The organism is Pseudomonas brassicacearum (assembly GCF_003732175.1).
Lineage (GTDB): Bacteria > Pseudomonadota > Gammaproteobacteria > Pseudomonadales > Pseudomonadaceae > Aquipseudomonas > Aquipseudomonas brassicacearum_G.
Map to the genome: position 1 here is coordinate 236,829 of NZ_MOBI01000020.1, position 22,475 is coordinate 259,303.

The 22,475-nt window shown below is 59.8% G+C and carries 20 protein-coding genes; all 20 read left to right on the forward strand.

Annotated features, from left to right (window positions below):
- The first annotated feature begins 22 nt into the window (after positions 1 to 22).
- On the forward strand, positions 23 to 469 hold the full coding sequence (locus BK658_RS18970) for an NUDIX hydrolase (RefSeq protein ID WP_123583610.1): 447 nt from the start codon (positions 23 to 25) through the stop codon (positions 467 to 469).
- A gap of 59 nt (positions 470 to 528) precedes the next feature.
- Positions 529 to 1,662 carry a tRNA 2-thiouridine(34) synthase MnmA gene (mnmA, locus tag BK658_RS18975; protein ID WP_123583611.1) on the forward strand — a complete coding sequence of 378 codons (1,134 nt, stop codon included), beginning with the start codon at positions 529 to 531 and terminating at the stop codon, positions 1,660 to 1,662.
- Positions 1,659 to 2,282: a high frequency lysogenization protein HflD gene (gene hflD / locus BK658_RS18980; protein WP_123583612.1), complete on the forward strand. Its 624-nt coding sequence runs from the start codon at positions 1,659 to 1,661 to the stop codon at positions 2,280 to 2,282. The genes mnmA and hflD overlap by 4 nt, the downstream gene beginning before the upstream one ends.
- Before the next feature lie 128 nt (positions 2,283 to 2,410).
- On the forward strand, positions 2,411 to 3,781 hold the full coding sequence (gene purB, locus BK658_RS18985) for an adenylosuccinate lyase (RefSeq protein ID WP_103319869.1): 1,371 nt from the start codon (positions 2,411 to 2,413) through the stop codon (positions 3,779 to 3,781).
- Positions 3,782 to 3,866: 85 nt separating this feature from the next.
- Positions 3,867 to 5,033: a ribosomal protein uL16 3-hydroxylase gene (locus tag BK658_RS18990; protein ID WP_123583613.1), complete on the forward strand. Its 1,167-nt coding sequence runs from the start codon at positions 3,867 to 3,869 to the stop codon at positions 5,031 to 5,033.
- Positions 5,026 to 5,451, forward strand: a complete 426-nt coding sequence (locus BK658_RS18995) for a GNAT family N-acetyltransferase (protein WP_123583614.1) — start codon at positions 5,026 to 5,028, stop codon at positions 5,449 to 5,451. Before BK658_RS18990 ends, BK658_RS18995 begins: the two co-directional genes overlap by 8 nt.
- A 261-nt stretch (positions 5,452 to 5,712) precedes the next feature.
- Positions 5,713 to 6,546, forward strand: a complete 834-nt coding sequence (locus BK658_RS19000; RefSeq protein WP_123583615.1) for a secretin N-terminal domain-containing protein — start codon at positions 5,713 to 5,715, stop codon at positions 6,544 to 6,546.
- 498 nt (positions 6,547 to 7,044) lie between these two features.
- On the forward strand, positions 7,045 to 8,370 hold the full coding sequence (gene aceA / locus BK658_RS19005; protein ID WP_054597855.1) for an isocitrate lyase: 1,326 nt from the start codon (positions 7,045 to 7,047) through the stop codon (positions 8,368 to 8,370).
- A gap of 635 nt (positions 8,371 to 9,005) precedes the next feature.
- Complete coding sequence (locus tag BK658_RS19010) at positions 9,006 to 9,419, forward strand: NADH-quinone oxidoreductase subunit A (protein ID WP_007905050.1); 414 nt, start codon at positions 9,006 to 9,008, stop codon at positions 9,417 to 9,419.
- A gap of 10 nt (positions 9,420 to 9,429) precedes the next feature.
- On the forward strand, positions 9,430 to 10,104 hold the full coding sequence (locus tag BK658_RS19015; protein WP_019689823.1) for a NuoB/complex I 20 kDa subunit family protein: 675 nt from the start codon (positions 9,430 to 9,432) through the stop codon (positions 10,102 to 10,104).
- Positions 10,105 to 10,176: 72 nt separating this feature from the next.
- Positions 10,177 to 11,961, forward strand: a complete 1,785-nt coding sequence (gene nuoC, locus BK658_RS19020; protein WP_123583616.1) for an NADH-quinone oxidoreductase subunit C/D — start codon at positions 10,177 to 10,179, stop codon at positions 11,959 to 11,961.
- Positions 11,962 to 11,963: 2 nt separating this feature from the next.
- Positions 11,964 to 12,461, forward strand: a complete 498-nt coding sequence (gene nuoE / locus BK658_RS19025) for an NADH-quinone oxidoreductase subunit NuoE (RefSeq protein WP_007970445.1) — start codon at positions 11,964 to 11,966, stop codon at positions 12,459 to 12,461.
- A complete protein-coding gene (gene nuoF / locus BK658_RS19030) occupies positions 12,458 to 13,813 on the forward strand; it encodes an NADH-quinone oxidoreductase subunit NuoF (RefSeq protein WP_123583617.1) in 1,356 nt (451 codons plus the stop codon). The genes nuoE and nuoF overlap by 4 nt, the downstream gene beginning before the upstream one ends.
- 136 nt (positions 13,814 to 13,949) lie before the next feature.
- Positions 13,950 to 16,664 carry an NADH-quinone oxidoreductase subunit NuoG gene (gene nuoG / locus BK658_RS19035; protein ID WP_123583618.1) on the forward strand — a complete coding sequence of 905 codons (2,715 nt, stop codon included), beginning with the start codon at positions 13,950 to 13,952 and terminating at the stop codon, positions 16,662 to 16,664.
- Positions 16,661 to 17,668 (forward strand): NADH-quinone oxidoreductase subunit NuoH, encoded by a 1,008-nt coding sequence (nuoH, locus tag BK658_RS19040; RefSeq protein ID WP_019689819.1) that lies wholly within the window; start codon positions 16,661 to 16,663, stop codon positions 17,666 to 17,668. Before nuoG ends, nuoH begins: the two co-directional genes overlap by 4 nt.
- A gap of 12 nt (positions 17,669 to 17,680) precedes the next feature.
- Positions 17,681 to 18,226, forward strand: a complete 546-nt coding sequence (nuoI, locus tag BK658_RS19045; RefSeq protein ID WP_218570730.1) for an NADH-quinone oxidoreductase subunit NuoI — start codon at positions 17,681 to 17,683, stop codon at positions 18,224 to 18,226.
- 9 nt (positions 18,227 to 18,235) lie between these two features.
- The gene (gene nuoJ, locus BK658_RS19050) at positions 18,236 to 18,736 is read left to right on the forward strand and encodes an NADH-quinone oxidoreductase subunit J (protein ID WP_123583620.1); all 501 of its coding nucleotides are present in this window, start codon (positions 18,236 to 18,238) and stop codon (positions 18,734 to 18,736) included.
- 4 nt (positions 18,737 to 18,740) lie between these two features.
- Positions 18,741 to 19,049: an NADH-quinone oxidoreductase subunit NuoK gene (gene nuoK, locus BK658_RS19055; RefSeq protein WP_054597859.1), complete on the forward strand. Its 309-nt coding sequence runs from the start codon at positions 18,741 to 18,743 to the stop codon at positions 19,047 to 19,049.
- Complete coding sequence (gene nuoL / locus BK658_RS19060; protein WP_123583621.1) at positions 19,046 to 20,899, forward strand: NADH-quinone oxidoreductase subunit L; 1,854 nt, start codon at positions 19,046 to 19,048, stop codon at positions 20,897 to 20,899. The genes nuoK and nuoL overlap by 4 nt, the downstream gene beginning before the upstream one ends.
- Positions 20,900 to 20,938: 39 nt before the next feature.
- Positions 20,939 to 22,471, forward strand: a complete 1,533-nt coding sequence (gene nuoM, locus BK658_RS19065) for an NADH-quinone oxidoreductase subunit M (protein WP_123583622.1) — start codon at positions 20,939 to 20,941, stop codon at positions 22,469 to 22,471.
- The last annotated feature ends 4 nt before the right edge of the window (positions 22,472 to 22,475 follow it).

Below are 22,475 nucleotides of genomic sequence, written 5' to 3' on the forward strand. Positions count from 1 at the left end.
AGCATTAGATCGAGGAAGCTTTATGGACTGGCAACCCCACATCACCGTCGCCACCATCGTCGAAGACAATGGCCGCTTCCTGATGGTCGAAGAACTCAAGGCCGGACGCGCGGTACTCAATCAACCGGCCGGGCATCTGGACCCGAACGAAACCCTGACCGAAGCCGCCATTCGTGAAACCCTCGAAGAAACCGGCTGGGACGTTGAAGCAACTGGCGTGGTGGGTATCTACCTCTACACCGCTCCAAGCAACGGAGTGACCTACCAACGCGTCTGCTTTGCCGCCAAAGCGTTGAAACATCACCCCGATTATCAACTCGATGACGGCATCATCGGCGCAAAATGGCTGACCCGCGACGAACTCCTTGCACAACGCGAGCACTGGCGTAGCGAGCTGATTATTCGCTGTATCGACGATTACCTGAGCGGTAAACTCTTCAGTCTCGAACTGATCCGCCCTTCTCTTTAGCCTTGCAGGCTCGGGCCTGATAGAATCGCGTCCTTTTTCAAGACACTCATTAAATCCCTATGCGTGATCCAGCCCCTTCTGACACACAAAAGAAGCGCGTCATTGTCGGCATGTCCGGCGGCGTGGACTCTTCCGTTTCCGCTCTACTGCTGATCGAGCAGGGTTATCAGGTGGAAGGCCTGTTCATGAAGAACTGGGAAGAGGACGACGGAACGGAATACTGCACCGCCATGGACGACCTGGCGGACGCCCAGGCCGTGTGCGACAAGATTGGCATCAAGCTGCACACCGCCAATTTCGCCGCCGAGTACTGGGACAACGTGTTCGAGCACTTCCTGGCCGAATACAAGGCCGGCCGCACGCCGAACCCGGACATCCTGTGCAATCGTGAAATCAAGTTCAAGGCGTTCCTCGACTACGCCATGATGCTCGGCGCCGACCTGATCGCCACCGGCCATTACGTGCGCCGCCGCGACATCGATGGCCGTACCGAATTGCTCAAAGGCCTGGACCCGAACAAGGACCAGAGCTACTTCCTGCACGCCGTGGGTGGCGAACAGATTGCCAAGACCTTGTTCCCGGTCGGCGAACTGGAAAAACCCGAAGTTCGCGCGATTGCCGAGAAACACGACCTGGCCACCGCGAAGAAGAAAGACTCCACCGGCATCTGCTTTATCGGTGAACGACGCTTCAGCGACTTCCTCAAGCAATACCTGCCGGCACAGCCAGGCGACATCAAAACCACCGAAGGTGAAGTGATCGGCCGCCACCATGGCCTGATGTACCACACCATCGGTCAGCGTCAGGGCCTGGGCATCGGCGGCTTGAAAGACGCCAGCGACGAGCCGTGGTACGTGCTGATCAAGGACCTGGAACACAACGAGCTGATCGTTGGCCAGGGCAATGACCATCCTTATCTGTTCTCCCGAGCCCTGCTTGCCTCGGACATCTACTGGGTCAACCCGGTCGACTTGAGTTCGCCGCGCAAACTCACGGCGAAAGTCCGCTATCGCCAGAGCGACCAGCCTTGCACCCTGGAAAAAACCGCCAACGGCTACCGCGCCACCTTCGATGACCCGCAGCGCGCGGTCACCCCAGGTCAATCCGTAGTGTTTTACGACGGTGAAATCTGCCTCGGTGGCGGCGTCATCGAAGTCGCCGAACCCTGGAGCAGCAAGGATTCGCGCGCATGAGCCCGACTCAGGAGCAACTGATAGCGCTCGGCGGCGTATTTCTCGCCGCCGTCCTGGTCGACAAGATTGCCAAGACCGGGCAGGTCAGCGAAGCCGGCCTGACCTGCATGCTTGGCAGCTTGTTGATCATCGACCCCAAGGACACGCTGGAGGTCTACGGCGGCGACGATCTCAATCTGCGCGAAGGTTATCGCGCCTTGATCGGCGCCCTCGAACGCGACCCGAGCACCTTGCAGCGCGAACCCCTGCGCTATGCCCTGTCGATGCTCGGTCTTGAGCGGCAACTGGCCAAGCGCGGCGACATGCTTGAAGTGATCGGCAAGCGCCTGCCGCAGATTCAGTCCCAGGTCGAGCATTTCGGCCCGGCCCACGAAAACGTGATCGCCGCCTGTGGCGCGCTGTATCAGGACACCTTGAGCACTCTGCGCCAACGTATTCAGGTGCACGGCGACATGCGCAACCTGCAGCAACCAAGCAACGCCTCGAAGATCCGCGCCCTGTTGCTGGCCGGCATCCGCTCGGCGCGCTTGTGGCGGCAGCTCGGCGGTCATCGCTGGCAGTTGGTGATCAGTCGCCGCAAACTGCTTAAAGAGCTTTATCCGCTGATGCACAGCAGCTGAACTGCGTCTGCAATACTGATTTTTAGCCTGTAACGCGTAAGACGCTGGTCAGTTGGCAACGGACCAGCGGAATTTTTTCATGTATGATACGCGCCCCATTTCGTTGCCCGACTGTCCGAGAACACCCCATGCAGCTCTCTTCGCTCACTGCGGTTTCCCCTGTTGACGGCCGCTACGCCGGCAAAACCCAGGCCCTGCGCCCGATTTTCAGCGAATACGGTCTGATCCGTGCTCGCGTCCTGGTTGAAGTCCGCTGGCTCCAGCGCCTGGCCGCTCACCCTGCCATCAGCGAAGTACCGGCGTTCTCCGCCGAAGCTAACGCCGTGCTGAACACCCTGGCGGAAAACTTCTCTCTGGAACACGCCGAGCGCGTCAAAGAGATCGAGCGCACCACCAACCACGACGTTAAAGCCATTGAGTACCTGCTCAAGGAACAGGCTGCCAAGCTGCCTGAGCTGGCCAACGTCAGTGAGTTCATCCACTTTGCCTGCACCAGTGAGGACATCAACAACCTGTCCCACGCCCTGATGCTGCGCGAAGGCCGTGATGACGTGATGCTACCGCTGATGCGCCAAACCGCCGAAGCTATCCGCGAACTGGCCATCCGCTTCGCCGACGTGCCGATGCTGTCGCGCACCCACGGTCAGCCGGCTTCGCCGACCACCCTGGGCAAAGAACTGGCGAACGTGGTTTACCGCCTGGAGCGCCAGATCGCTCAAGTCGCTGCCGTACCGCTGCTGGGCAAGATCAACGGCGCCGTGGGCAACTACAACGCTCACCTGTCGGCTTACCCTGAGATCGACTGGGAAGCCAACGCCCGCGCCTTCATCGAAGACGAGCTGGGCCTGGGCTTCAACCCGTACACCACGCAGATCGAACCGCACGACTACATCGCCGAGCTGTTCGATGCGATCGCTCGCTTCAACACCATCCTGATCGACTTCGATCGCGATATCTGGGGCTACATCTCCCTGGGCTACTTCAAGCAGCGCACCATTGCTGGCGAAATCGGCTCTTCGACCATGCCGCACAAGGTCAACCCGATCGACTTCGAAAACTCCGAAGGCAACCTGGGCATCGCCAACGCACTGTTCCAGCACCTGGCGAGCAAGCTGCCGATCTCCCGCTGGCAGCGTGACCTGACCGACTCCACCGTACTGCGTAACCTCGGTGTCGGCTTCGCCCACAGCGTGATCGCATACGAAGCAAGTCTCAAGGGAATCAGCAAGTTAGAGCTCAATGCTCAGAAAATTTCTGCGGACCTGGACGCGTGCTGGGAAGTTCTGGCCGAGCCAATCCAGACCGTGATGCGTCGCTACAACATTGAAAACCCGTACGAAAAGCTGAAAGAACTGACGCGCGGCAAGGGCATCAGCCCTGAAGCGTTGCAGACTTTCATCGATGCACTGGACATGCCTGCCGAAGCAAAGGCCGAGCTGAAAAAGCTCACCCCGGCCAACTACATCGGCAACGCCGTGGCACAAGCCAAACGCATCTGATCGACCGCTTGACCCTTTGAGACGCCCGGCAGCGCCGGGCGTTTTTATTCCCGTCTGAAAAGTGCTTTTTTTCAATAGGTTACACATGAATCCTGATACTCCTCTTCAACTTCTGGGCGGCATCACGGCACGGGAATTCCTGCGCGACTACTGGCAGAAAAAACCGCTGTTGATCCGCCAGGCGATCCCTGACTTCGAAAGCCCGATCGACGCCGACGAACTGGCCGGTCTGGCGCTGGAAGAAGAAGTCGAATCGCGCCTGATCATCGAGCACGGCGAGCGCCCTTGGGAACTGCGTCGCGGCCCGTTCGCCGAAGACGAATTCAGCAAGCTGCCTGAACGCGAGTGGACCCTGCTGGTGCAGGCCGTCGACCAGTTCGTGCCGGAAGTCGCCGAGCTGCTGGAAAACTTCCGCTTCCTGCCGAGCTGGCGCATCGACGACGTGATGATCAGCTTTGCCGCTCCAGGTGGCAGCGTCGGCCCGCACTTCGACAACTACGACGTGTTCCTGCTGCAAGGCCACGGCAAGCGCAACTGGAAAATCGGCCAGATGTGCGATTCCGACAGTCCGCTGCTGCAACATGCCGACCTGCGCATCCTCGCCGACTTCGAAGCCACCGACGAGTGGACCCTGGAACCGGGCGACATGCTGTACCTGCCGCCGCGCCTGGCCCACTGCGGCGTGGCCGTCGATGACTGCATGACCTACTCGGTCGGCTTCCGCGCCCCAAGCGCCGCCGAAGTGCTGACCCACTTCACCGACTTCCTCAGCCAGTTCCTGCCTGACGAAGAGCGTTACACCGATGCCGACGCACAGCCAGCGATCGACCCGCACCAGATCCAGCATGACGCACTCGACCGCTTGAAAAGCCTGCTGGCCGAGCACATGAGCGACGAGCGCCTGTTGCTGACCTGGTTCGGCCAGTTCATGACCGAGCCACGCTACCCGGAACTGGTGGTTGGCCCGGAACTGGAAGAGGACGACCTGCTGAGCAGCCTTGAACAAGGCGCTGTGTTGATTCGCAACCCAAGCGCGCGCCTGGCCTGGTCCGAAGTCGACGACGACCTGCTGCTGTTCGCCAGCGGCCAGAGCCGTTATCTGCCGGGCAAGCTGCGCGAACTGCTGAAAATGATTTGCGCCGCCGATGCGCTGCACGTCGACAACCTTGGCCAATGGCTGAGCGATGAAGACGGCCGCAACCTGCTGTGCGAACTGGTCAAGCAAGGTAGCCTGGGATTTGCCGATGAATAAGATTCACGTACGTGTCGCAGACTGGCAAAAGGATAACGCCGAGATCCGGCGCATTCGTGAAACGGTGTTCATCGCCGAGCAATCCGTTCCACCCGAACTGGAATGGGATGCCGACGACGCGAGCGCCGTGCATTTCCTCGCCTTCGAAGGCGACTTTCCGATTGGCACCGCCCGCCTGCTGCCCGATGGTCACATCGGCCGGGTGTCGGTGCTCAAGGACTGGCGCGGCCTGAAGGTCGGCGACAAGCTGATGCAAGCAGTGATCGGCGAAGCCGAGAAGCGCGGGCTCAAGCAGCAAATGCTCAGCGCCCAGGTTCAGGCCACAGCGTTCTACGAGCGCCTGGGCTTTACCGTGGTCAGTGAAGAGTTCCTGGAAGCAGGGATTCCGCACGTGGACATGGTGCGCAATTCGGCTTGAGACCTTGTGGCGAGGGGGCTTGCCCCCGCTGGGCTGCGCAGCAGCCCCAATATAAGCGCCGCGATGCTTCAGTTAAACCATGGCGGCAGTTTTAGGGCCGCTTCGCAGCCCAACGCGGGCAAGCCCGCTCGCCACAGAGAACGCCCCAAAACGTCTCGACATTTTCCGATGTCGGGGCGTTTTGCTGTCTACGATTCAACTTGACCCACCGCAGGCCGACAAACTGGCAAACTCAAGCCTTTGATCGCGGAGATAACGGACATGTCCCTACGCACCCTGCTCACCACGCTGCTGCTGACCTGCAGTTTTTCGGTCGTCGCTGCGACCGAGGTGGTGCCGCTCAACAATCGCACCAGCGCCGACCTACTGCCGGTTGCGCAGAACTTTATCGGCAGGGACGGCAAGGTCAGCGCCTACGGCAACCAACTGATCGTCAACGCCGAACCCGACAAGATCAACGAACTCAAAGCCCTGATCGCACAGCTTGACACCGTGCCCAAGCGCCTGCTGATCACTGTCGACACCAATGAAAACAACCAGCGCAACAACGCCGATCAGCAAACGCAGATCATCACCTACAGCACCGACAGCCGTGAAGGCGGTATCCAGCAGGTCCAGACCAGCGAAGGCACACCCGCCCTGATCCAGATCGGCCAGAGCGTGCCGCTGACCACCACCCAGACCGACGCCTACACCAACCTGCCAAACCAGATAAACACCTCGCGCCAGCCGCAAAACCAGCCCCAGAGCAACACCTCCGGCCAGCCACAAAACCCGAATAACAACTACGCCCACCTGCAAAGCCAGACCCAATACCGCAACGTCACCCAGGGTTTCTACGTCACCGCCAGCGTTACCGGCGACATCGTTCACCTGGCAATCAGTACCAACCGTGACCGCATGAGCCAGGAACGTCCCGATGTAGTGAACGTGCAAAGTACCGACACAACCGTCAGCGGCCGCCTGGGCGAGTGGATCACTCTGGCTGGCGTCAACCGCCAGACGCAAGCCGACAAACAGGCTATGAGCCGCAGCTACTCTACTCAGGGGCGGGATGACATGACGTTGCGAGTAAAAGTCGACGCCTTGGACTAGCACACCAAAAACTGACTGATTAGTCGTATTAGACTAAATATGTAGTGCTTGAAAAATAGCACTACAGAACGTTTGACGGGCCAAAAAAGCGAAGGCATGATGGCCTCGCTCCCGCTAATCAGGGGCCCTGGCAAGGGCCTTCGGATCGCGCTCTAACCTTACCGACCTGAGCCGATTCGTGTCTGTACCGCCCACAAGGTGTGTTTGACGAGGTTGCGACTGGAACGAAGTTGTCCCGAGGGACGGAAGCGTAATAGGTAGCCCGGCAACACACTGATGATCGTATAAAGGCCCACGACGCCCGAATGCGCCCGCCAGTTCGCCCTTACCTGCTCAGCTTTCATCCTCGAGCCCATCGTTCATCCCGTCGCCTTCCCCGCCAGACCCGACTTGACCACCTAAGCTTCTGGTCAGCGAGCAGCCATCTACGCCCCATTTGAATGTGCGTATCTGGCAACAGGAATTTTCCACCAGACCTATGCGACGAGGTTTATCTCCATGGCACTGACACGCGAACAGCAAATTGCAGCCCTTGAAAAAGACTGGGCTGAAAACCCGCGCTGGAAAGGCGTGACACGCACTTACTCCGCTGCTGACGTCGTCCGTCTGCGTGGCTCGGTTCAACCTGAGCACACCTTTGCAAAAATGGGCGCCGAGAAGCTCTGGAACCTGGTCACCCAGGGTGCCAAGCCAGCCTTCCGCCCCGAGAAAGATTTCGTCAACTGCATGGGCGCCCTGACCGGCGGCCAGGCAGTACAACAAGTTAAAGCCGGTATCCAGGCGATCTACCTGTCGGGCTGGCAGGTTGCTGCAGACAACAACTCTGCAGAATCGATGTACCCGGACCAGTCGCTGTACCCGGTCGACTCCGTACCGACCGTGGTCAAGCGCATCAACAACTCGTTCCGTCGCGCCGACCAGATCCAGTGGAAAGCCGGCAAAAATCCGGGCGACGAAGGCTACATCGACTACTTCGCACCGATCGTTGCCGACGCTGAAGCCGGTTTCGGTGGCGTTCTGAACGCCTACGAGCTGATGAAGAGCATGATCGAAGCAGGCGCTGCCGGCGTTCACTTCGAAGACCAACTGGCTTCCGTGAAAAAATGCGGCCACATGGGCGGCAAGGTACTGGTTCCAACCCAGGAAGCCATACAGAAGCTGATCGCAGCTCGTCTGGCCGCTGACGTTGCCGGTACTCCGACCATCATCCTGGCCCGTACCGACGCTAACGCTGCTGATTTGCTGACGTCCGACTGCGACCCGTACGACCAGCCATTCGTGACTGGCGAGCGCACCCAGGAAGGCTTCTACAAAGTACGCGCCGGCCTCGACCAGGCTATCGCTCGCGGCCTGGCCTACGCACCGTACGCCGACCTGATCTGGTGCGAAACCGCCAAGCCGGACCTGGACGAAGCCCGTCGCTTCGCTGAAGCGATCAAAAAGGAATACCCGGACCAACTGCTGTCGTACAACTGCTCGCCTTCCTTCAACTGGAAGAAAAACCTGGACGACGCGACCATCGCCAAGTTCCAGCGCGAACTGTCCGCCATGGGCTACAAGCACCAGTTCATCACCCTGGCCGGCATTCACAACATGTGGCACAGCATGTTCAACCTGGCGCACGACTACGCCCGCAACGACATGACTGCTTACGTGAAGCTGCAAGAGCAGGAGTTCGCTGACGCGGCCAAAGGCTACACCTTCGTGGCGCACCAGCAGGAAGTGGGCACCGGCTACTTCGACGACATGACCACCGTGATTCAGGGCGGCTCGTCTTCGGTGACTGCACTGACCGGCTCCACCGAAGAAGAGCAGTTCCACTGATCCGCTTCACCTGAGCAAACGGCCCTTCCGGACCGGCTAAAAAACTAACCGGAATGCCGCACATCTGACGCCCCGACTGATTCGGGGCGTTTTTTTGCTCGCGATTTCACAAACACAGAAAAACCTGTGGGAGCGAGCTTGCTCGCGATAGCGGACTTTCAGGCAGCACCGTATCGACTGGAAGGCCGCCATCGCGAGCAAGCTCCCACAAGGGATGATGGCGACCAAAGGAAAAACATTGATCCAGAGCGGTATTTCAATCGGCAAAACAGGGTAAAACGGCCCCGCGCGCTACTTGCAGTAGCCGGCATGTAAGCGCAACTTTCCAGCCATCACCCCGAATAACAGTTCAAAAACCACCGCAAACAATATTGATTATCATTTGGCGTCATTCATGCTCGTTACAACTCACACAAAACATTATTGACAAAACCCCGGCTAATGCCCGTAACGCATGGGCTGCAGGCCTTTTGAGGTGCGCTATGTCCTTATTCTTATAAATAATTTCGCTACAGGAATTTTACTTGCTCGGTGTTTAGCCATAAAATCACCGCGATTGATTGCTGCGACATATCGTCACTGCTTTATTTCTTTTCAAGCTCAGAGACCTTTGCTCTCTGTTAAGGATTACCAGCATGCCCGAAGCGACAGGACTCATGGCCCACAACTGGGGCTTTGCCATTTTCCTTCTGGGTGTCGGCGGCTTGTGCGCCTTCATGCTCGGCGTCTCCAGCCTCCTCGGGTCAAAAGCCTGGGGCCGCAGCAAAAACGAACCGTTCGAGTCCGGCATGCTACCTACCGGTGGCGCCCGCTTACGGCTCTCAGCCAAATTCTATCTGGTCGCGATGCTGTTCGTGATCTTCGATATCGAAGCCCTATTTCTCTTTGCCTGGTCTGTGTCCGTCCGCGAAAGCGGCTGGACCGGATTCGTCGAAGCTCTCGTTTTCATAGCAATTCTGTTGGCAGGTCTTGTCTACCTATTTCGAGTGGGCGCCCTTGATTGGGCTCCGGAAGCTCGTCGTAAGCGGCAGGCGAAGCTGAAACAATGAGGCTTTGGCGATGCAATACAATCTCACCAGGATCGACCCCGATGCTCCTAACGAGCAGTACCCAATCGGCGCACGGGAAACCGTCTCCGATCCGTTAGAAGATCAAGTCCACAAAAACATTTTCATGGGCAAGCTCGAAGACGTGCTTAACGGCACGATCAACTGGGGGCGTAAGAACTCCCTGTGGCCGTATAACTTCGGTCTTTCGTGCTGCTACGTGGAAATGACCACCGCCTTCACGGCGCCCCACGACATCGCGCGCTTTGGCGCCGAGGTTATCCGGGCATCGCCGCGTCAAGCGGATTTCATGGTTATTGCCGGAACCTGCTTCATCAAGATGGCGCCGATCATTCAGCGTCTCTACGAGCAGATGCTCGAGCCGAAGTGGGTTATCTCCATGGGTTCGTGCGCCAACTCCGGTGGCATGTACGACATCTACTCCGTCGTTCAAGGGGTGGACAAGTTCCTGCCCGTGGACGTCTACGTGCCTGGCTGCCCGCCCCGCCCTGAAGCTTTTCTGCAAGGCTTGATGCTGTTGCAGGAGTCGATTGGCCAGGAGCGTCGCCCACTTTCCTGGGTCGTTGGCGATCAAGGCGTTTACCGCGCCGAGATGCCTTCGCAAAAGGAACAGCGCCGCGAACAGCGTATTCAGGTAACCAACCTGCGCAGCCCCGACGAAGTCTGATCCAGATCTGTTCTTACAAAGAAACGAGAAACTGGCTTCATTCTTTACGTTGACCGAAAGCGATAAAAAACCATGACTACAGGCAGTGCTCTGTACATCCCGCCTTACAAGGCAGACGACCAGGATGTGGTCGTCGAATTGAACAACCGTTTTGGCCCTGAGGCGTTCAGCGCCCAGGCCACCCGCACCGGCATGCCGGTGCTTTGGGTTGCCCGTGCCAAACTCGTCGAAGTCCTGACCTTCCTGCGCAACCTGCCCAAGCCGTACGTCATGCTCTATGACCTGCACGGCGTGGACGAGCGTCTGCGCACCAAGCGCCAGGGTTTGCCGAGCGGTGCCGACTTCACTGTGTTCTATCACTTGATGTCGATCGAACGTAATAGTGACGTAATGATCAAGGTCGCCTTGTCCGAGAGCGACCTCAGCGTGCCGACCGTGACCGGTATCTGGCCGAACGCCAACTGGTACGAGCGTGAAGTGTGGGACATGTACGGCATCAACTTTGCCGGCCACCCGCACCTGACCCGCATCATGATGCCGCCGACCTGGGAAGGTCACCCGCTGCGCAAGGACTTCCCGGCCCGTGCCACCGAGTTCGACCCGTTCAGCCTGACGCAGGCCAAGCATCAGCTTGAAGAAGAGGCTGCGCGCTTCAAGCCTGAAGACTGGGGCATGAAACGTTCCGGCGCCAACGAGGACTACATGTTCCTCAACTTAGGTCCCAACCACCCTTCCGCTCACGGTGCATTCCGCATCATCCTGCAACTGGACGGCGAAGAAATCGTCGACTGCGTGCCGGACGTCGGCTACCACCACCGTGGCGCCGAGAAGATGGCCGAGCGTCAGTCCTGGCACAGCTTCATCCCGTACACCGACCGTATCGACTACCTCGGCGGCGTGATGAACAACCTGCCGTACGTGCTCTCGGTCGAGAAGCTGGCCGGCATCAAGGTCCCAGAGAAGGTCGACGTCATCCGCATCATGATGGCCGAGTTCTTCCGGATCACCAGCCACCTGCTGTTCCTGGGTACGTACATCCAGGACGTCGGCGCCATGACCCCGGTGTTCTTCACCTTCACCGACCGCCAGAAGGCGTACACGGTGATCGAAGCCATCACCGGTTTCCGCCTGCACCCGGCCTGGTACCGCATCGGTGGCGTCGCCCACGACCTGCCGCGCGGCTGGCAAAAACTGGTCAAAGACTTCGTCGAGTGGATGCCAAAGCGTCTGGACGAATACCAGAAAGCCGCACTGGACAACAGCATCCTGCGTGGCCGGACCATCGGCGTCGCTGCCTACAACACCAAAGAAGCCCTGGAATGGGGCGTCACCGGTGCAGGCCTGCGTTCGACCGGTTGCAATTTCGACCTGCGTAAGGCCCGTCCGTACTCCGGCTACGAGAACTTCGAATTCGAAGTGCCGCTGGCGGCCAATGGCGATGCCTATGATCGTTGCATCGTGCGCGTGGAAGAAATGCGCCAGAGCATCAAGATCATCGACCAGTGCCTGCGCAACATGCCGGAAGGCCCGTACAAGGCGGATCACCCGCTGACCACGCCGCCGCCGAAAGAGCGCACGCTGCAGCACATCGAGACCTTGATCACGCACTTCCTGCAAGTTTCGTGGGGCCCGGTCATGCCGGCCAACGAATCCTTCCAGATGATCGAAGCGACCAAGGGCATCAACAGTTATTACCTGACGAGCGATGGCGGCACCATGAGCTACCGCACCCGGATTCGCACCCCAAGCTTCCCGCATCTGCAGCAGATCCCTTCGGTGATCAAAGGCAGCATGGTCGCGGACTTGATCGCGTACCTGGGTAGTATCGACTTCGTTATGGCCGACGTGGACCGCTAAGCATGAACAGCACGCTTATCCAGACAGACCGTTTCGCCCTGAGCGAAACCGAGCGCTCGGCCATCGAGCACGAGCTGCATCACTACGAAGATCCGCGCGCAGCGTCGATCGAAGCCCTGAAGATCGTCCAGAAGGAACGTGGCTGGGTGCCTGACGGCGCGCTCTACGCCATCGGCGAAATCCTCGGCATCCCGGCCAGCGACGTTGAAGGCGTGGCGACGTTCTATAGCCAGATCTTCCGTCAGCCAGTGGGCCGTCACATCATTCGCGTCTGCGATAGCATGGTCTGCTACATCGGTGGCCACGAGTCGGTGGTCAGCGAAATCCAGAGCAAGCTGGGCATCGGCCTGGGTCAAACCACCGCCGACGGTCGTTTCACCCTGCTGCCGGTCTGCTGCCTCGGCAACTGCGACAAGGCGCCGGCGTTGATGATCGACGACGACACATTCGGTGACGTGCAGCCTGCTGGCGTTGCCAAATTGCTCGAGGGCTACGTATGACCCTGACTTCCTTCGGCCCTGCCAACCGCATCAAGCGCAGCGCAGAGACCCACCCGCTGACCTGGCGTCTGCGTGACGACGGCGAGGCAGTCTGGCTCGACGAGTACCAGGCCAAGAACGGCTACGCGGCAGCGCGTAAAGCCTTCGCCGAGATGTCCCAGGACGATATCGTCCAGACCGTCAAGGACTCCGGCCTCAAGGGTCGCGGCGGCGCGGGCTTCCCCACTGGCGTGAAGTGGGGCCTGATGCCCAAAGACGAATCCATCAACATCCGCTACCTGCTGTGCAACGCGGATGAAATGGAACCCAACACCTGGAAAGACCGCATGCTGATGGAGCAACTGCCCCATCTGCTGATCGAAGGCATGCTGATCAGTGCTCGCGCACTGAAAACCTACCGTGGCTACATCTTCCTGCGTGGCGAATACACCACCGCCGCCAAGCACCTCAACCGTGCCGTGGAAGAAGCCAAGGCTGCAGGCCTGCTGGGCAAGAACATCCTGGGCAGCGGTTTCGATTTCGAACTGTTCGTCCACACCGGCGCCGGGCGTTACATCTGCGGTGAAGAAACCGCACTGATCAACTCCCTCGAAGGCCGCCGCGCCAACCCGCGCTCCAAGCCGCCCTTCCCTGCCGCTGTTGGCGTATGGGGCAAGCCGACCTGCGTGAACAACGTCGAAACCCTGTGCAACGTGCCGGCGATCATCGGCGACGGCGTGGACTGGTACAAATCCCTCGCTCGCGAAGGCAGTGAAGACCACGGCACCAAGCTGATGGGCTTCTCCGGCAAAGTGAAGAACCCTGGCCTGTGGGAACTGCCGTTCGGCGTCACCGGTCGTGAACTGTTCGAAGACTACGCTGGCGGCATGCGCGACGGTTACAAGCTCAAGTGCTGGCAGCCAGGCGGCGCCGGCACCGGCTTCCTGTTGCCGGAACACCTGGACGCACAAATGTACGCCGGCGGCATCGCCAAAGTGGGCACCCGTATGGGTACCGGCCTGGCCATGGCGGTCGACGACAGCGTCAACATGGTGTCCCTGCTGCGCAACATGGAAGAGTTCTTCGCCCGTGAGTCGTGCGGTTTCTGCACCCCGTGCCGTGACGGTTTGCCGTGGAGCGTCAAGCTCCTGCGCGCCATCGAGAACGGTGAAGGGCAAGCCGGTGACATTGAGACCCTGCTGGGTCTGGTCGGCTTCCTCGGCCCAGGCAAGACCTTCTGTGCTCACGCACCGGGTGCCGTGGAGCCATTGGGCAGTGCCATCAAGTATTTCCGTCCAGAGTTCGAAGCCGGTATCGCGCCCACCCGCGCCGCCGCCCCGCCTCTGGCAAGGCCGATCGTAGTCGGCGCATAACGCTTTAAAAAGGCGAACGGTCCGTGCCGTTCGCCTTTCGTCCGATGACGCCTTTCAAGGCTGTTTGGATTTGGACGGATAACAAGATTCCATTAGCCACGCCCGCTGACACCGGGCCAACGAAGAACTTTGAACCATGGCCACTATCCACGTAGACGGCAAAGAGCTCGAAGTCGATGGGGCAGACAACCTGTTACAGGCATGTCTGTCGCTAGGCCTCGATATCCCTTATTTCTGCTGGCACCCCGCCCTCGGCAGCGTTGGCGCTTGCCGCCAGTGCGCCGTCAAGCAGTACACCGACGAGAACGACAAGCGTGGTCGTATCGTCATGTCCTGCATGACCCCTGCGACCGACGGCAGCTGGATCTCCATCGATGACGAAGAAGCCAAAGTGTTTCGCGCAAGCGTCGTCGAATGGCTGATGACCAACCACCCGCACGACTGCCCCGTGTGCGAGGAAGGCGGTCACTGCCACCTGCAAGACATGACGGTCATGACCGGCCACAACGAGCGCCGTTACCGCTTCACCAAGCGTACCCACCAGAACCAGCAACTGGGCCCGTTCATTTCCCACGAAATGAACCGCTGCATCGCCTGCTATCGCTGCGTACGTTTCTATAAAGACTACGCCGGCGGTACTGACCTCGGTGTATTCGGCGCCCACGACAACGTGTACTTCGGTCGCGTTGAAGACGGCACCCTCGAAAGCGAGTTCTCCGGCAACCTCACCGAGGTCTGCCCGACCGGTGTGTTCACCGACAAGACTCACTCCGAGCGCTACAACCGTAAATGGGACATGCAGTTCTCGCCAAGCATCTGCCATGGCTGCTCCAGCGGTTGCAACATCAGCCCGGGTGAGCGTTACGGCGAACTGCGTCGCATCGAAAACCGTTTCAACGGTTCGGTGAACCAGTACTTCCTGTGCGACCGTGGCCGTTTCGGCTATGGCTACGTCAACCGCGAAGATCGCCCTCGTCAGCCACTGCTGGCCAACGGCGCAAAGCTCAGCCTCGACGAAGCACTGGATAAAGCCGCTGACCTGCTGCGTGGTCGCAACATCGTCGGTATCGGTTCGCCGCGTGCCAGCCTTGAAAGCAACTACGCCCTGCGCGAACTGGTCGGTGCCGAGCACTTCTACTCGGGTATCGAAGCTTCCGAGCTTGAGCGTATTCGCTTGGTCATGCAGGTGCTGAAAGACAGCCCGCTGCCGATCCCGAACATGCGCGACGTCGAAGACCACGACGCGATTTTCGTCCTCGGTGAAGACCTGACCCAGACCGCTGCGCGCATGGCCCTGGCCCTGCGTCAATCGGTCAAAGGCAAAGCCGAAGACATGGCCGACGCCATGCGCGTTCAGCCTTGGCTCGACGCCGCGGTGAAAAACATCGGCCAGCACGCACTGAACCCGCTGTTTATCGCAAGCCTGGCTGAAACCAAGCTCGACGACGTGGCTGAAGAATGCGTTCACGCCGCTCCAGACGACCTGGCACGTATCGGTTTCGCCGTGGCTCACGCCCTCGACGCCAGCGCTCCAGCCGTTGAAGGCCTGGACAGCGAAGCCCTCGAACTGGCTCAGCGCATTGCCAACGCCCTGCTCGCGGCCAAGCGCCCGCTGATCATCGCCGGCACTTCGCTGGGCTCCAAAGCGCTGATCGAAGCGGCGGCGAACATCGCCAAAGCCCTGAAGCTGCGCGAGAAGAACGGCTCCATCAGCCTGATCGTGCCAGAGGCCAACAGCCTCGGCCTGGCCATGCTCGGCGGCGAATCGGTCGACGCAGCCCTGCAAGCGGTGATCTCTGGTCGCGCCGACGCCATCGTGGTGCTGGAAAACGATCTGTACACCCGTACCGACAAAGCCGAGGTCGATGCGGCCCTGACCGCCGCCAAAGTGGTGATCGTCGCCGACCATCAGAAAACCGCTACCAGCGATCGCGCGCACCTGGTTCTGCCAGCCGCCAGCTTCGCTGAAGGCGACGGTACGCTGGTCAGCCAGGAAGGCCGCGCCCAGCGCTTCTTCCAGGTCTTCGACCCGACTTACCTCGATGCAAGCATCCTGGTTCACGAAGGCTGGCGCTGGCTGCATGCCCTGCGCGCAACCCTGCTGAACCAGCCGATCGACTGGACCCAACTGGACCACGTCACCGCTGCCTGCGCTTCGAGCACTCCACAACTGGCCGCTATCGTCAACGCTGCACCGTCCGCGTCGTTCCGGATCAAAGGCCTGAAACTGGCTCGCGAACCGTTGCGTTACAGTGGCCGGACCGCCATGCGCGCCGACATCAGCGTACACGAGCCGCGTACTTCCCAGGATAACGACACCGCGTTCTCGTTCTCCATGGAAGGTTACTCGGGTTCCGTCGAACCGCGTCAGCAAGTGCCATTCGCCTGGTCGCCGGGCTGGAACTCGCCGCAAGCCTGGAACAAGTTCCAGGACGAAGTTGGTGGTCACCTGCGTGCCGGTGATCCGGGTGCTCGCCTGATCGAAAGCCAGGGTGATTCGCTGAACTGGTTCGCCAGTGTCCCGCGTGCATTCAACCCGGCCCAGGGCACCTGGCAGGTTGTGCCGTTCTATCACCTGTTCGGCAGCGAAGAGAACTCTTCGAAAGCCGCTCCGGTCCAGGAACGCATTCCAGCCGCCTACGTGTCGCTGGCCAAGTCCGAAGCCGATCGCCTGGGCGTCAATGACGGTGCCATGCTGAGCTTGAACGTTGCCGGCCAGACCCTGCGTCTGCCGCTGCGCATCAACGAAGAACTGGGCGCCGGCCTGGTGGCGTTGCCTGCGGGTATCGCCGGCATTCCACCGGCAATCTTTGGCAAATCCGTTGACAGTCTGCAGGAGGCAGCGCAATGACCTTGTTCACTCCTGAAGTGATCGACATCATCATCGCGGTGCTCAAGGCCATCGTGATTCTGCTCGCCGTGGTGGTCTGCGGCGCGCTGTTGAGCTGGGTCGAGCGTCGTTTGCTCGCCCTCTGGCAGGACCGTTACGGTCCGAACCGCGTCGGCCCGTTCGGCGCGTTCCAGATCGCCGCCGACATGATCAAGATGTTCTTCAAGGAAGACTGGACGCCGCCGTTCGCCGACAAGGTGATCTTCACCCTGGCACCGGTCGTGGCCATGAGCGCCTTGCTGATTGCCTTCGCGATCATCCCGATCACCCCGACCTGGGGTGTCGCGGACCTGAACATCGGCATCCTGTTCTTCTTCGCCATGGCCGGTCTGTCGGTCTACGCGGTGCTGTTCGCCGGCTGGTCGAGTAACAACAAGTTCGCCCTGCTGGGCAGCTTGCGGGCCTCGGCACAAACCGTGTCGTACGAAGTGTTCATGGGCCTGTCGCTGATGGGCATCGTGATCCAGGTCGGCTCGTTCAACATGCGCGACATTGTTGATTACCAGGCTCAGCACCTGTGGTTCGTCATTCCGCAGATCTTCGGTTTCCTGACCTTCTTCATTGCCGGCGTCGCCGTGACTCACCGTCACCCGTTCGACCAGCCGGAAGCGGAGCAGGAACTGGCCGACGGTTACCACATTGAATATGCCGGCATGAAATGGGGCATGTTCTTCGTCGGCGAGTACATCGGCATCGTGTTGATTTCGGCGCTGCTGGTAACCTTGTTCTTCGGTGGCTGGCACGGTCCGTTCGGCATTCTGCCGCAGATCCCGTTCATCTGGTTCGCACTGAAAACCGCGTTCTTCATCATGTTCTTCATCCTGCTGCGCGCCTCGATTCCGCGCCCACGGTATGACCAAGTGATGGACTTCAGCTGGAAGTTCTGCCTGCCGCTGACCCTCGTCAACATGCTGGTGACCGCTGCGATCGTGTTGCTCAACACGCCCGCCATCGCGGCTCAGTGAGGATAGAGAATCATGAAGTATATTTTTGACATCGTGCATGGCTTCTTCACCCAGCTTCGCAGCCTGGTGATGATTTTCGGCCATGCCTTCCGCAAGCGCGACACGCTGCAATATCCGGAAGAGGCGGTGTACCTGCCGCCACGCTTTCGTGGACGTATCGTCCTGACCCGCGACCCTGACGGTGAAGAGCGCTGCGTAGCCTGCAACCTGTGCGCCGTGGCGTGCCCGGTTGGTTGCATCTCGCTGCAGAAAGCCGAAACCGAAGACGGTCGCTGGTATCCGGAGTTTTTCCGTATCAACTTCTCGCGCTGCATTTTCTGTGGCCTCTGCGAGGAAGCCTGCCCGACCACCGCGATCCAGCTGACACCGGATTTCGAAATGGCCGAGTTCAAGCGTCAGGACCTGGTTTACGAGAAAGAAGATCTGCTGATTTCTGGCCCCGGCAAAAACCCTGACTACAACTTCTATCGTGTTGCAGGTATGGCCATTGCTGGCAAGCCGAAAGGCTCCGCGCAGAATGAAGCCGAACCGATCAACGTGAAGAGCTTGCTGCCTTAAGGAAGAAAGATGGAATTCGCTTTCTATTTCGCGTCAGGAGTTGCCGTTGTGTCCACGCTTCGCGTGATCACCAACACCAATCCTGTACACGCCCTGCTCTACCTGATTATTTCGCTGCTCGCCGTGGCGATGACCTTTTTCAGTCTCGGTGCTCCATTTGCCGGTGTACTGGAAGTGATCGCCTACGCCGGCGCCATCATGGTGCTGTTCGTGTTCGTGGTGATGATGCTGAACCTCGGCCCCGCCTCGGTTCAGCAAGAGCGCGTCTGGCTCAAGCCCGGTATCTGGGCGGGGCCGGTGGTACTGGCTGCGCTGCTGCTGGCTGAACTGCTGTATGTACTGTTCAGCCATTCCAGCGGCACCGGCCTCGGCCACACCACCGTAGACGCCAAGGCCGTGGGCATCAGCCTGTTCGGTCCTTATCTGCTGGTGGTCGAACTCGCCTCGATGCTGCTGCTCGCCGCAGCCGTCACGGCGTTCCACTTGGGCCGCAACGAGGCGAAGGAGTAACTTTATGCCTGCTATCCCTCTCGAGCATGGTCTGGCGGTTGCCGGCATCCTGTTCTGCCTCGGTCTGGTTGGCCTGATGGTCCGCCGCAACATTCTCTTCGTGCTGATGAGCCTGGAGGTGATGATGAATGCCTCTGCACTGGCTTTCATCGTTGCCGGTAGCCGTTGGGGCCAGCCGGATGGACAGATCATGTTCATCCTGGTGATCAGCCTGGCAGCCGCCGAGGCCAGTATTGGCCTGGCGATTCTGTTGCAGTTGCATCGCCGCTTCCACACTCTCGATATCGACGCTGCCAGCGAGATGCGCGGATGAACCTTCTCTATCTGACTTTCGTATTCCCCCTGATCGGTTTCCTGCTGCTGTCGTTCTCACGCGGCCGCCTCTCGGAAAACCTCTCGGCGCTGATCGGCGTCGGCTCCATCGGCCTCTCGGCAATCGTTGCTGCCTATGTGATCTGGCAGTTCAACGTCGCGCCGCCTGAAGGCGGTCACGTCACCCAGGTGTTGTGGCAGTGGATGTCGGTAGGCGACTTCAAGCCGAACTTCGCCCTGTACCTGGATGGCCTGTCCGTGACCATGCTCGGTGTGGTCGTCGGCGTGGGCTTCCTGATCCACCTGTTCGCGTCCTGGTACATGCGCGGTGAAGACGGTTACTCGCGCTTCTTCGCGTACACCAACCTGTTTATCGCCAGCATGCTGTTCCTGGTGCTGGGCGATAACCTGTTGTTCCTGTACTTCGGTTGGGAAGGCGTGGGCCTGTGCAGCTACCTGTTGATCGGTTTCTACTACAGCAACCGCAACAACGGTAACGCCGCACTCAAAGCCTTCATCGTCACCCGTATCGGCGACGTGTTCATGGCCATCGGCCTGTTCATCCTGTTCCAGCAGTTGGGCACGCTGAACATTCAAGAGCTGTTGGTCAAAGCACCTGAGCACTTCAAGACCGGTGACTTCTGGATCGTCATGGCGACCCTGATGCTGCTGGGCGGCGCTGTCGGTAAATCCGCGCAACTGCCGCTGCAAACCTGGCTGGCGGATGCGATGGCCGGTCCAACCCCGGTTTCGGCACTGATCCACGCCGCGACCATGGTGACCGCCGGTGTCTACCTGATCGCCCGTACGCACGGTCTGTTTGCGTTGGCGCCGGATATCCTGCACCTGGTCGGCATCGTCGGCGGTGTGACCCTGGTGCTCGCCGGTTTCGCAGCCCTGGTCCAAACCGACATCAAGCGTATTCTCGCCTATTCGACCATGAGCCAGATCGGCTACATGTTCCTGGCGCTGGGCGTTGGTGCCTGGGAAGGCGCGATCTTCCACCTGATGACCCACGCGTTCTTCAAGGCCCTGTTGTTCCTTGCTTCCGGTTCGGTGATCGTTGCCTGCCACCACGAGCAGAACATCTTCAAGATGGGCGGTCTGTGGAAGAAACTGCCACTGGCCTACACCAGCTTCATCGTCGGCGGCGCGGCCCTTGCAGCCCTGCCACTGGTGACCGCAGGTTTCTACTCGAAAGACGAAATCCTCTGGGAAGCCTTCGCCAGCGGCAACCACGGTCTGCTCTATGCAGGTCTGGTGGGTGCCTTCATGACGTCGCTGTACACCTTCCGCCTGATCTTCATCGCGTTCCACGGTGAAGTGAAGACCGAAGCCCACGCAGGTCACGGCATCGCTCACTGGCTGCCACTGTCGGTGCTGATCGTACTGTCGACCGCCATTGGCGCGATGATCGTTCCGCCACTGCACGGCGTACTGCCAGAAAGCGTTGGCCATGCCGGCGGCGAAGCCAAGCACAGCCTGGAACTGGCCTCGGGCGCTATCGCCCTGTCCGGTATCCTGCTGGCCGCGCTGCTGTTCCTCGGCAAGCGTCGCTTCGTTACTGCCATCGCCAACAGCGGTATCGGCCGTCTGCTCACGGCCTGGTGGTTCGCGGCCTGGGGCTTCGACTGGATCTACGACAAACTGTTCGTCAAGCCGTACCTTGCGATCAGCCACATGCTGCGCAAAGACCCGTTCGACCAAACCATCGGTTTGATCCCGCGTATGGCCAAAGGGGGTCACAACTCCCTGAGCCGTACCGAAACAGGTCAACTGCGTTGGTACGCCGCCTCGATGGCTGCTGGTGCCGTGCTGGTTATCGGCGCTGTCGTGCTGGTAGCGGTCTGATATGAACCTTGCGAACTTGCGAAAGGAAACGAGCCCGTCATGATTTTGCCATGGCTAATCCTGATCCCCTTCATCGGCGGCCTGCTGTGCTGGATGGGTGAGCGCTTCGGCGCTACCCTCCCCCGCTGGATTGCGCTGTTGACCATGACCCTGGAACTCGCTCTCGGCCTCTGGCTGTGGGCCCACGGTAACTATTCATTTGCACCGGCACCTGGTGCCGATCCGACCTGGGCGCTTGAGTTCAAGCATGTCTGGATCGAGCGCTTCGGTATCAACGTGCACCTGGCCCTCGACGGCCTGTCGCTGTTGATGATCATGCTGACCGGTCTGCTGGGTGTCCTCTCGGTACTCTGCTCGTGGAAAGAGATCCAGCGTCATGTTGGCTTCTTCCACCTGAACCTGATGTGGATCCTGGGCGGTGTCGTCGGCGTGTTCCTCGCCCTCGACCTGTTCATGTTCTTCTTCTTCTGGGAAATGATGCTGGTGCCGATGTACTTCCTCATCGCGCTCTGGGGTCACAGCTCTTCGGACGGCAAGAAAACCCGGATCTACGCGGCGACCAAGTTCTTCATCTTCACTCAGGCCAGCGGTCTGATCATGTTGGTGGCGATCCTGGGTCTGGTACTGGTCAACTTCAACAGCACAGGCGTGATTACCTTCAACTACGCCGACCTGTTGAAAACCAAGATGTCGCTGACCACCGAGTACGTTCTGATGCTTGGTTTCTTCATCGCCTTCGCGGTGAAGCTGCCGGTGGTGCCGTTCCACTCCTGGCTGCCGGATGCTCACGCACAGGCACCGACTGCGGGTTCCGTTGACCTGGCCGGTATTCTGCTGAAGACCGCTGCTTACGGTCTGCTGCGTTTTGCCCTGCCGTTGTTCCCGAATGCGTCGGCCGAGTTCGCGCCGTTCGCCATGGCCCTGGGCCTGGTCGGGATTTTCTACGGTGCGTTCCTGGCTTTCGCCCAGACCGACATCAAGCGTCTGGTTGCGTACTCCAGCGTTTCGCACATGGGCTTCGTACTGATCGGCATCTACTCCGGCAGCCAGTTGGCCCTGCAAGGCGCAGTGATCCAGATGCTCGCGCACGGCCTGTCGGCAGCGGCACTCTTTATCCTCTGCGGCCAGCTCTACGAGCGCACCCACACTCGCGACATGCGTGAAATGGGTGGCCTGTGGTCGAAGATCGCCTACCTGCCCGCCATCAGCCTGTTCTTCGCTGCAGCTTCGCTGGGCTTGCCGGTGACCGGTAACTTCGTCGGTGAGTTCCTGATCCTGATCGGCACCTTCGCCAGCGCGCCATGGGTCACCGTGATCGCGACTGCCGGCCTGGTGTTCGGTTCGGTCTACTCGCTGATCATGATTCACCGTGCCTACTTCGGTCCGTCCAAATCGGACGCTGTGCTGCACGGCATGGATACTCGCGAAATGATCATGGTGGTTGGACTGGCGGCATTGCTGATTTACATCGGCGTCTACCCGCAACCGTTCCTCGATACCTCTGCCGCGACGATGCATGGCGTGCAGCAATGGTTCGGTACCGCCTTCACTCAACTCGCTTCGGCCCGGTAAGAGC

Bases quoted from the DNA above. Each gene is read 5' to 3' on its own strand.
- BK658_RS18970 (WP_123583610.1), top strand. From the start codon at position 23: ATGGACTGGCAACCCCACATCACCGTCGCCACCATCGTCGAAGACAAT.
- mnmA (WP_123583611.1), top strand. From the start codon at position 529: ATGCGTGATCCAGCCCCTTCTGACACACAAAAGAAGCGCGTCATTGTC.
- hflD (WP_123583612.1), top strand. From the start codon at position 1,659: ATGAGCCCGACTCAGGAGCAACTGATAGCGCTCGGCGGCGTATTTCTC.
- purB (WP_103319869.1), top strand. From the start codon at position 2,411: ATGCAGCTCTCTTCGCTCACTGCGGTTTCCCCTGTTGACGGCCGCTAC.
- BK658_RS18990 (WP_123583613.1), top strand. From the start codon at position 3,867: ATGAATCCTGATACTCCTCTTCAACTTCTGGGCGGCATCACGGCACGG.
- BK658_RS18995 (WP_123583614.1), top strand. From the start codon at position 5,026: ATGAATAAGATTCACGTACGTGTCGCAGACTGGCAAAAGGATAACGCC.
- BK658_RS19000 (WP_123583615.1), top strand. From the start codon at position 5,713: ATGTCCCTACGCACCCTGCTCACCACGCTGCTGCTGACCTGCAGTTTT.
- aceA (WP_054597855.1), top strand. From the start codon at position 7,045: ATGGCACTGACACGCGAACAGCAAATTGCAGCCCTTGAAAAAGACTGG.
- BK658_RS19010 (WP_007905050.1), top strand. From the start codon at position 9,006: ATGCCCGAAGCGACAGGACTCATGGCCCACAACTGGGGCTTTGCCATT.
- BK658_RS19015 (WP_019689823.1), top strand. From the start codon at position 9,430: ATGCAATACAATCTCACCAGGATCGACCCCGATGCTCCTAACGAGCAG.
- nuoC (WP_123583616.1), top strand. From the start codon at position 10,177: ATGACTACAGGCAGTGCTCTGTACATCCCGCCTTACAAGGCAGACGAC.
- nuoE (WP_007970445.1), top strand. From the start codon at position 11,964: ATGAACAGCACGCTTATCCAGACAGACCGTTTCGCCCTGAGCGAAACC.
- nuoF (WP_123583617.1), top strand. From the start codon at position 12,458: ATGACCCTGACTTCCTTCGGCCCTGCCAACCGCATCAAGCGCAGCGCA.
- nuoG (WP_123583618.1), top strand. From the start codon at position 13,950: ATGGCCACTATCCACGTAGACGGCAAAGAGCTCGAAGTCGATGGGGCA.
- nuoH (WP_019689819.1), top strand. From the start codon at position 16,661: ATGACCTTGTTCACTCCTGAAGTGATCGACATCATCATCGCGGTGCTC.
- nuoI (WP_218570730.1), top strand. From the start codon at position 17,681: ATGAAGTATATTTTTGACATCGTGCATGGCTTCTTCACCCAGCTTCGC.
- nuoJ (WP_123583620.1), top strand. From the start codon at position 18,236: ATGGAATTCGCTTTCTATTTCGCGTCAGGAGTTGCCGTTGTGTCCACG.
- nuoK (WP_054597859.1), top strand. From the start codon at position 18,741: ATGCCTGCTATCCCTCTCGAGCATGGTCTGGCGGTTGCCGGCATCCTG.
- nuoL (WP_123583621.1), top strand. From the start codon at position 19,046: ATGAACCTTCTCTATCTGACTTTCGTATTCCCCCTGATCGGTTTCCTG.
- nuoM (WP_123583622.1), top strand. From the start codon at position 20,939: ATGATTTTGCCATGGCTAATCCTGATCCCCTTCATCGGCGGCCTGCTG.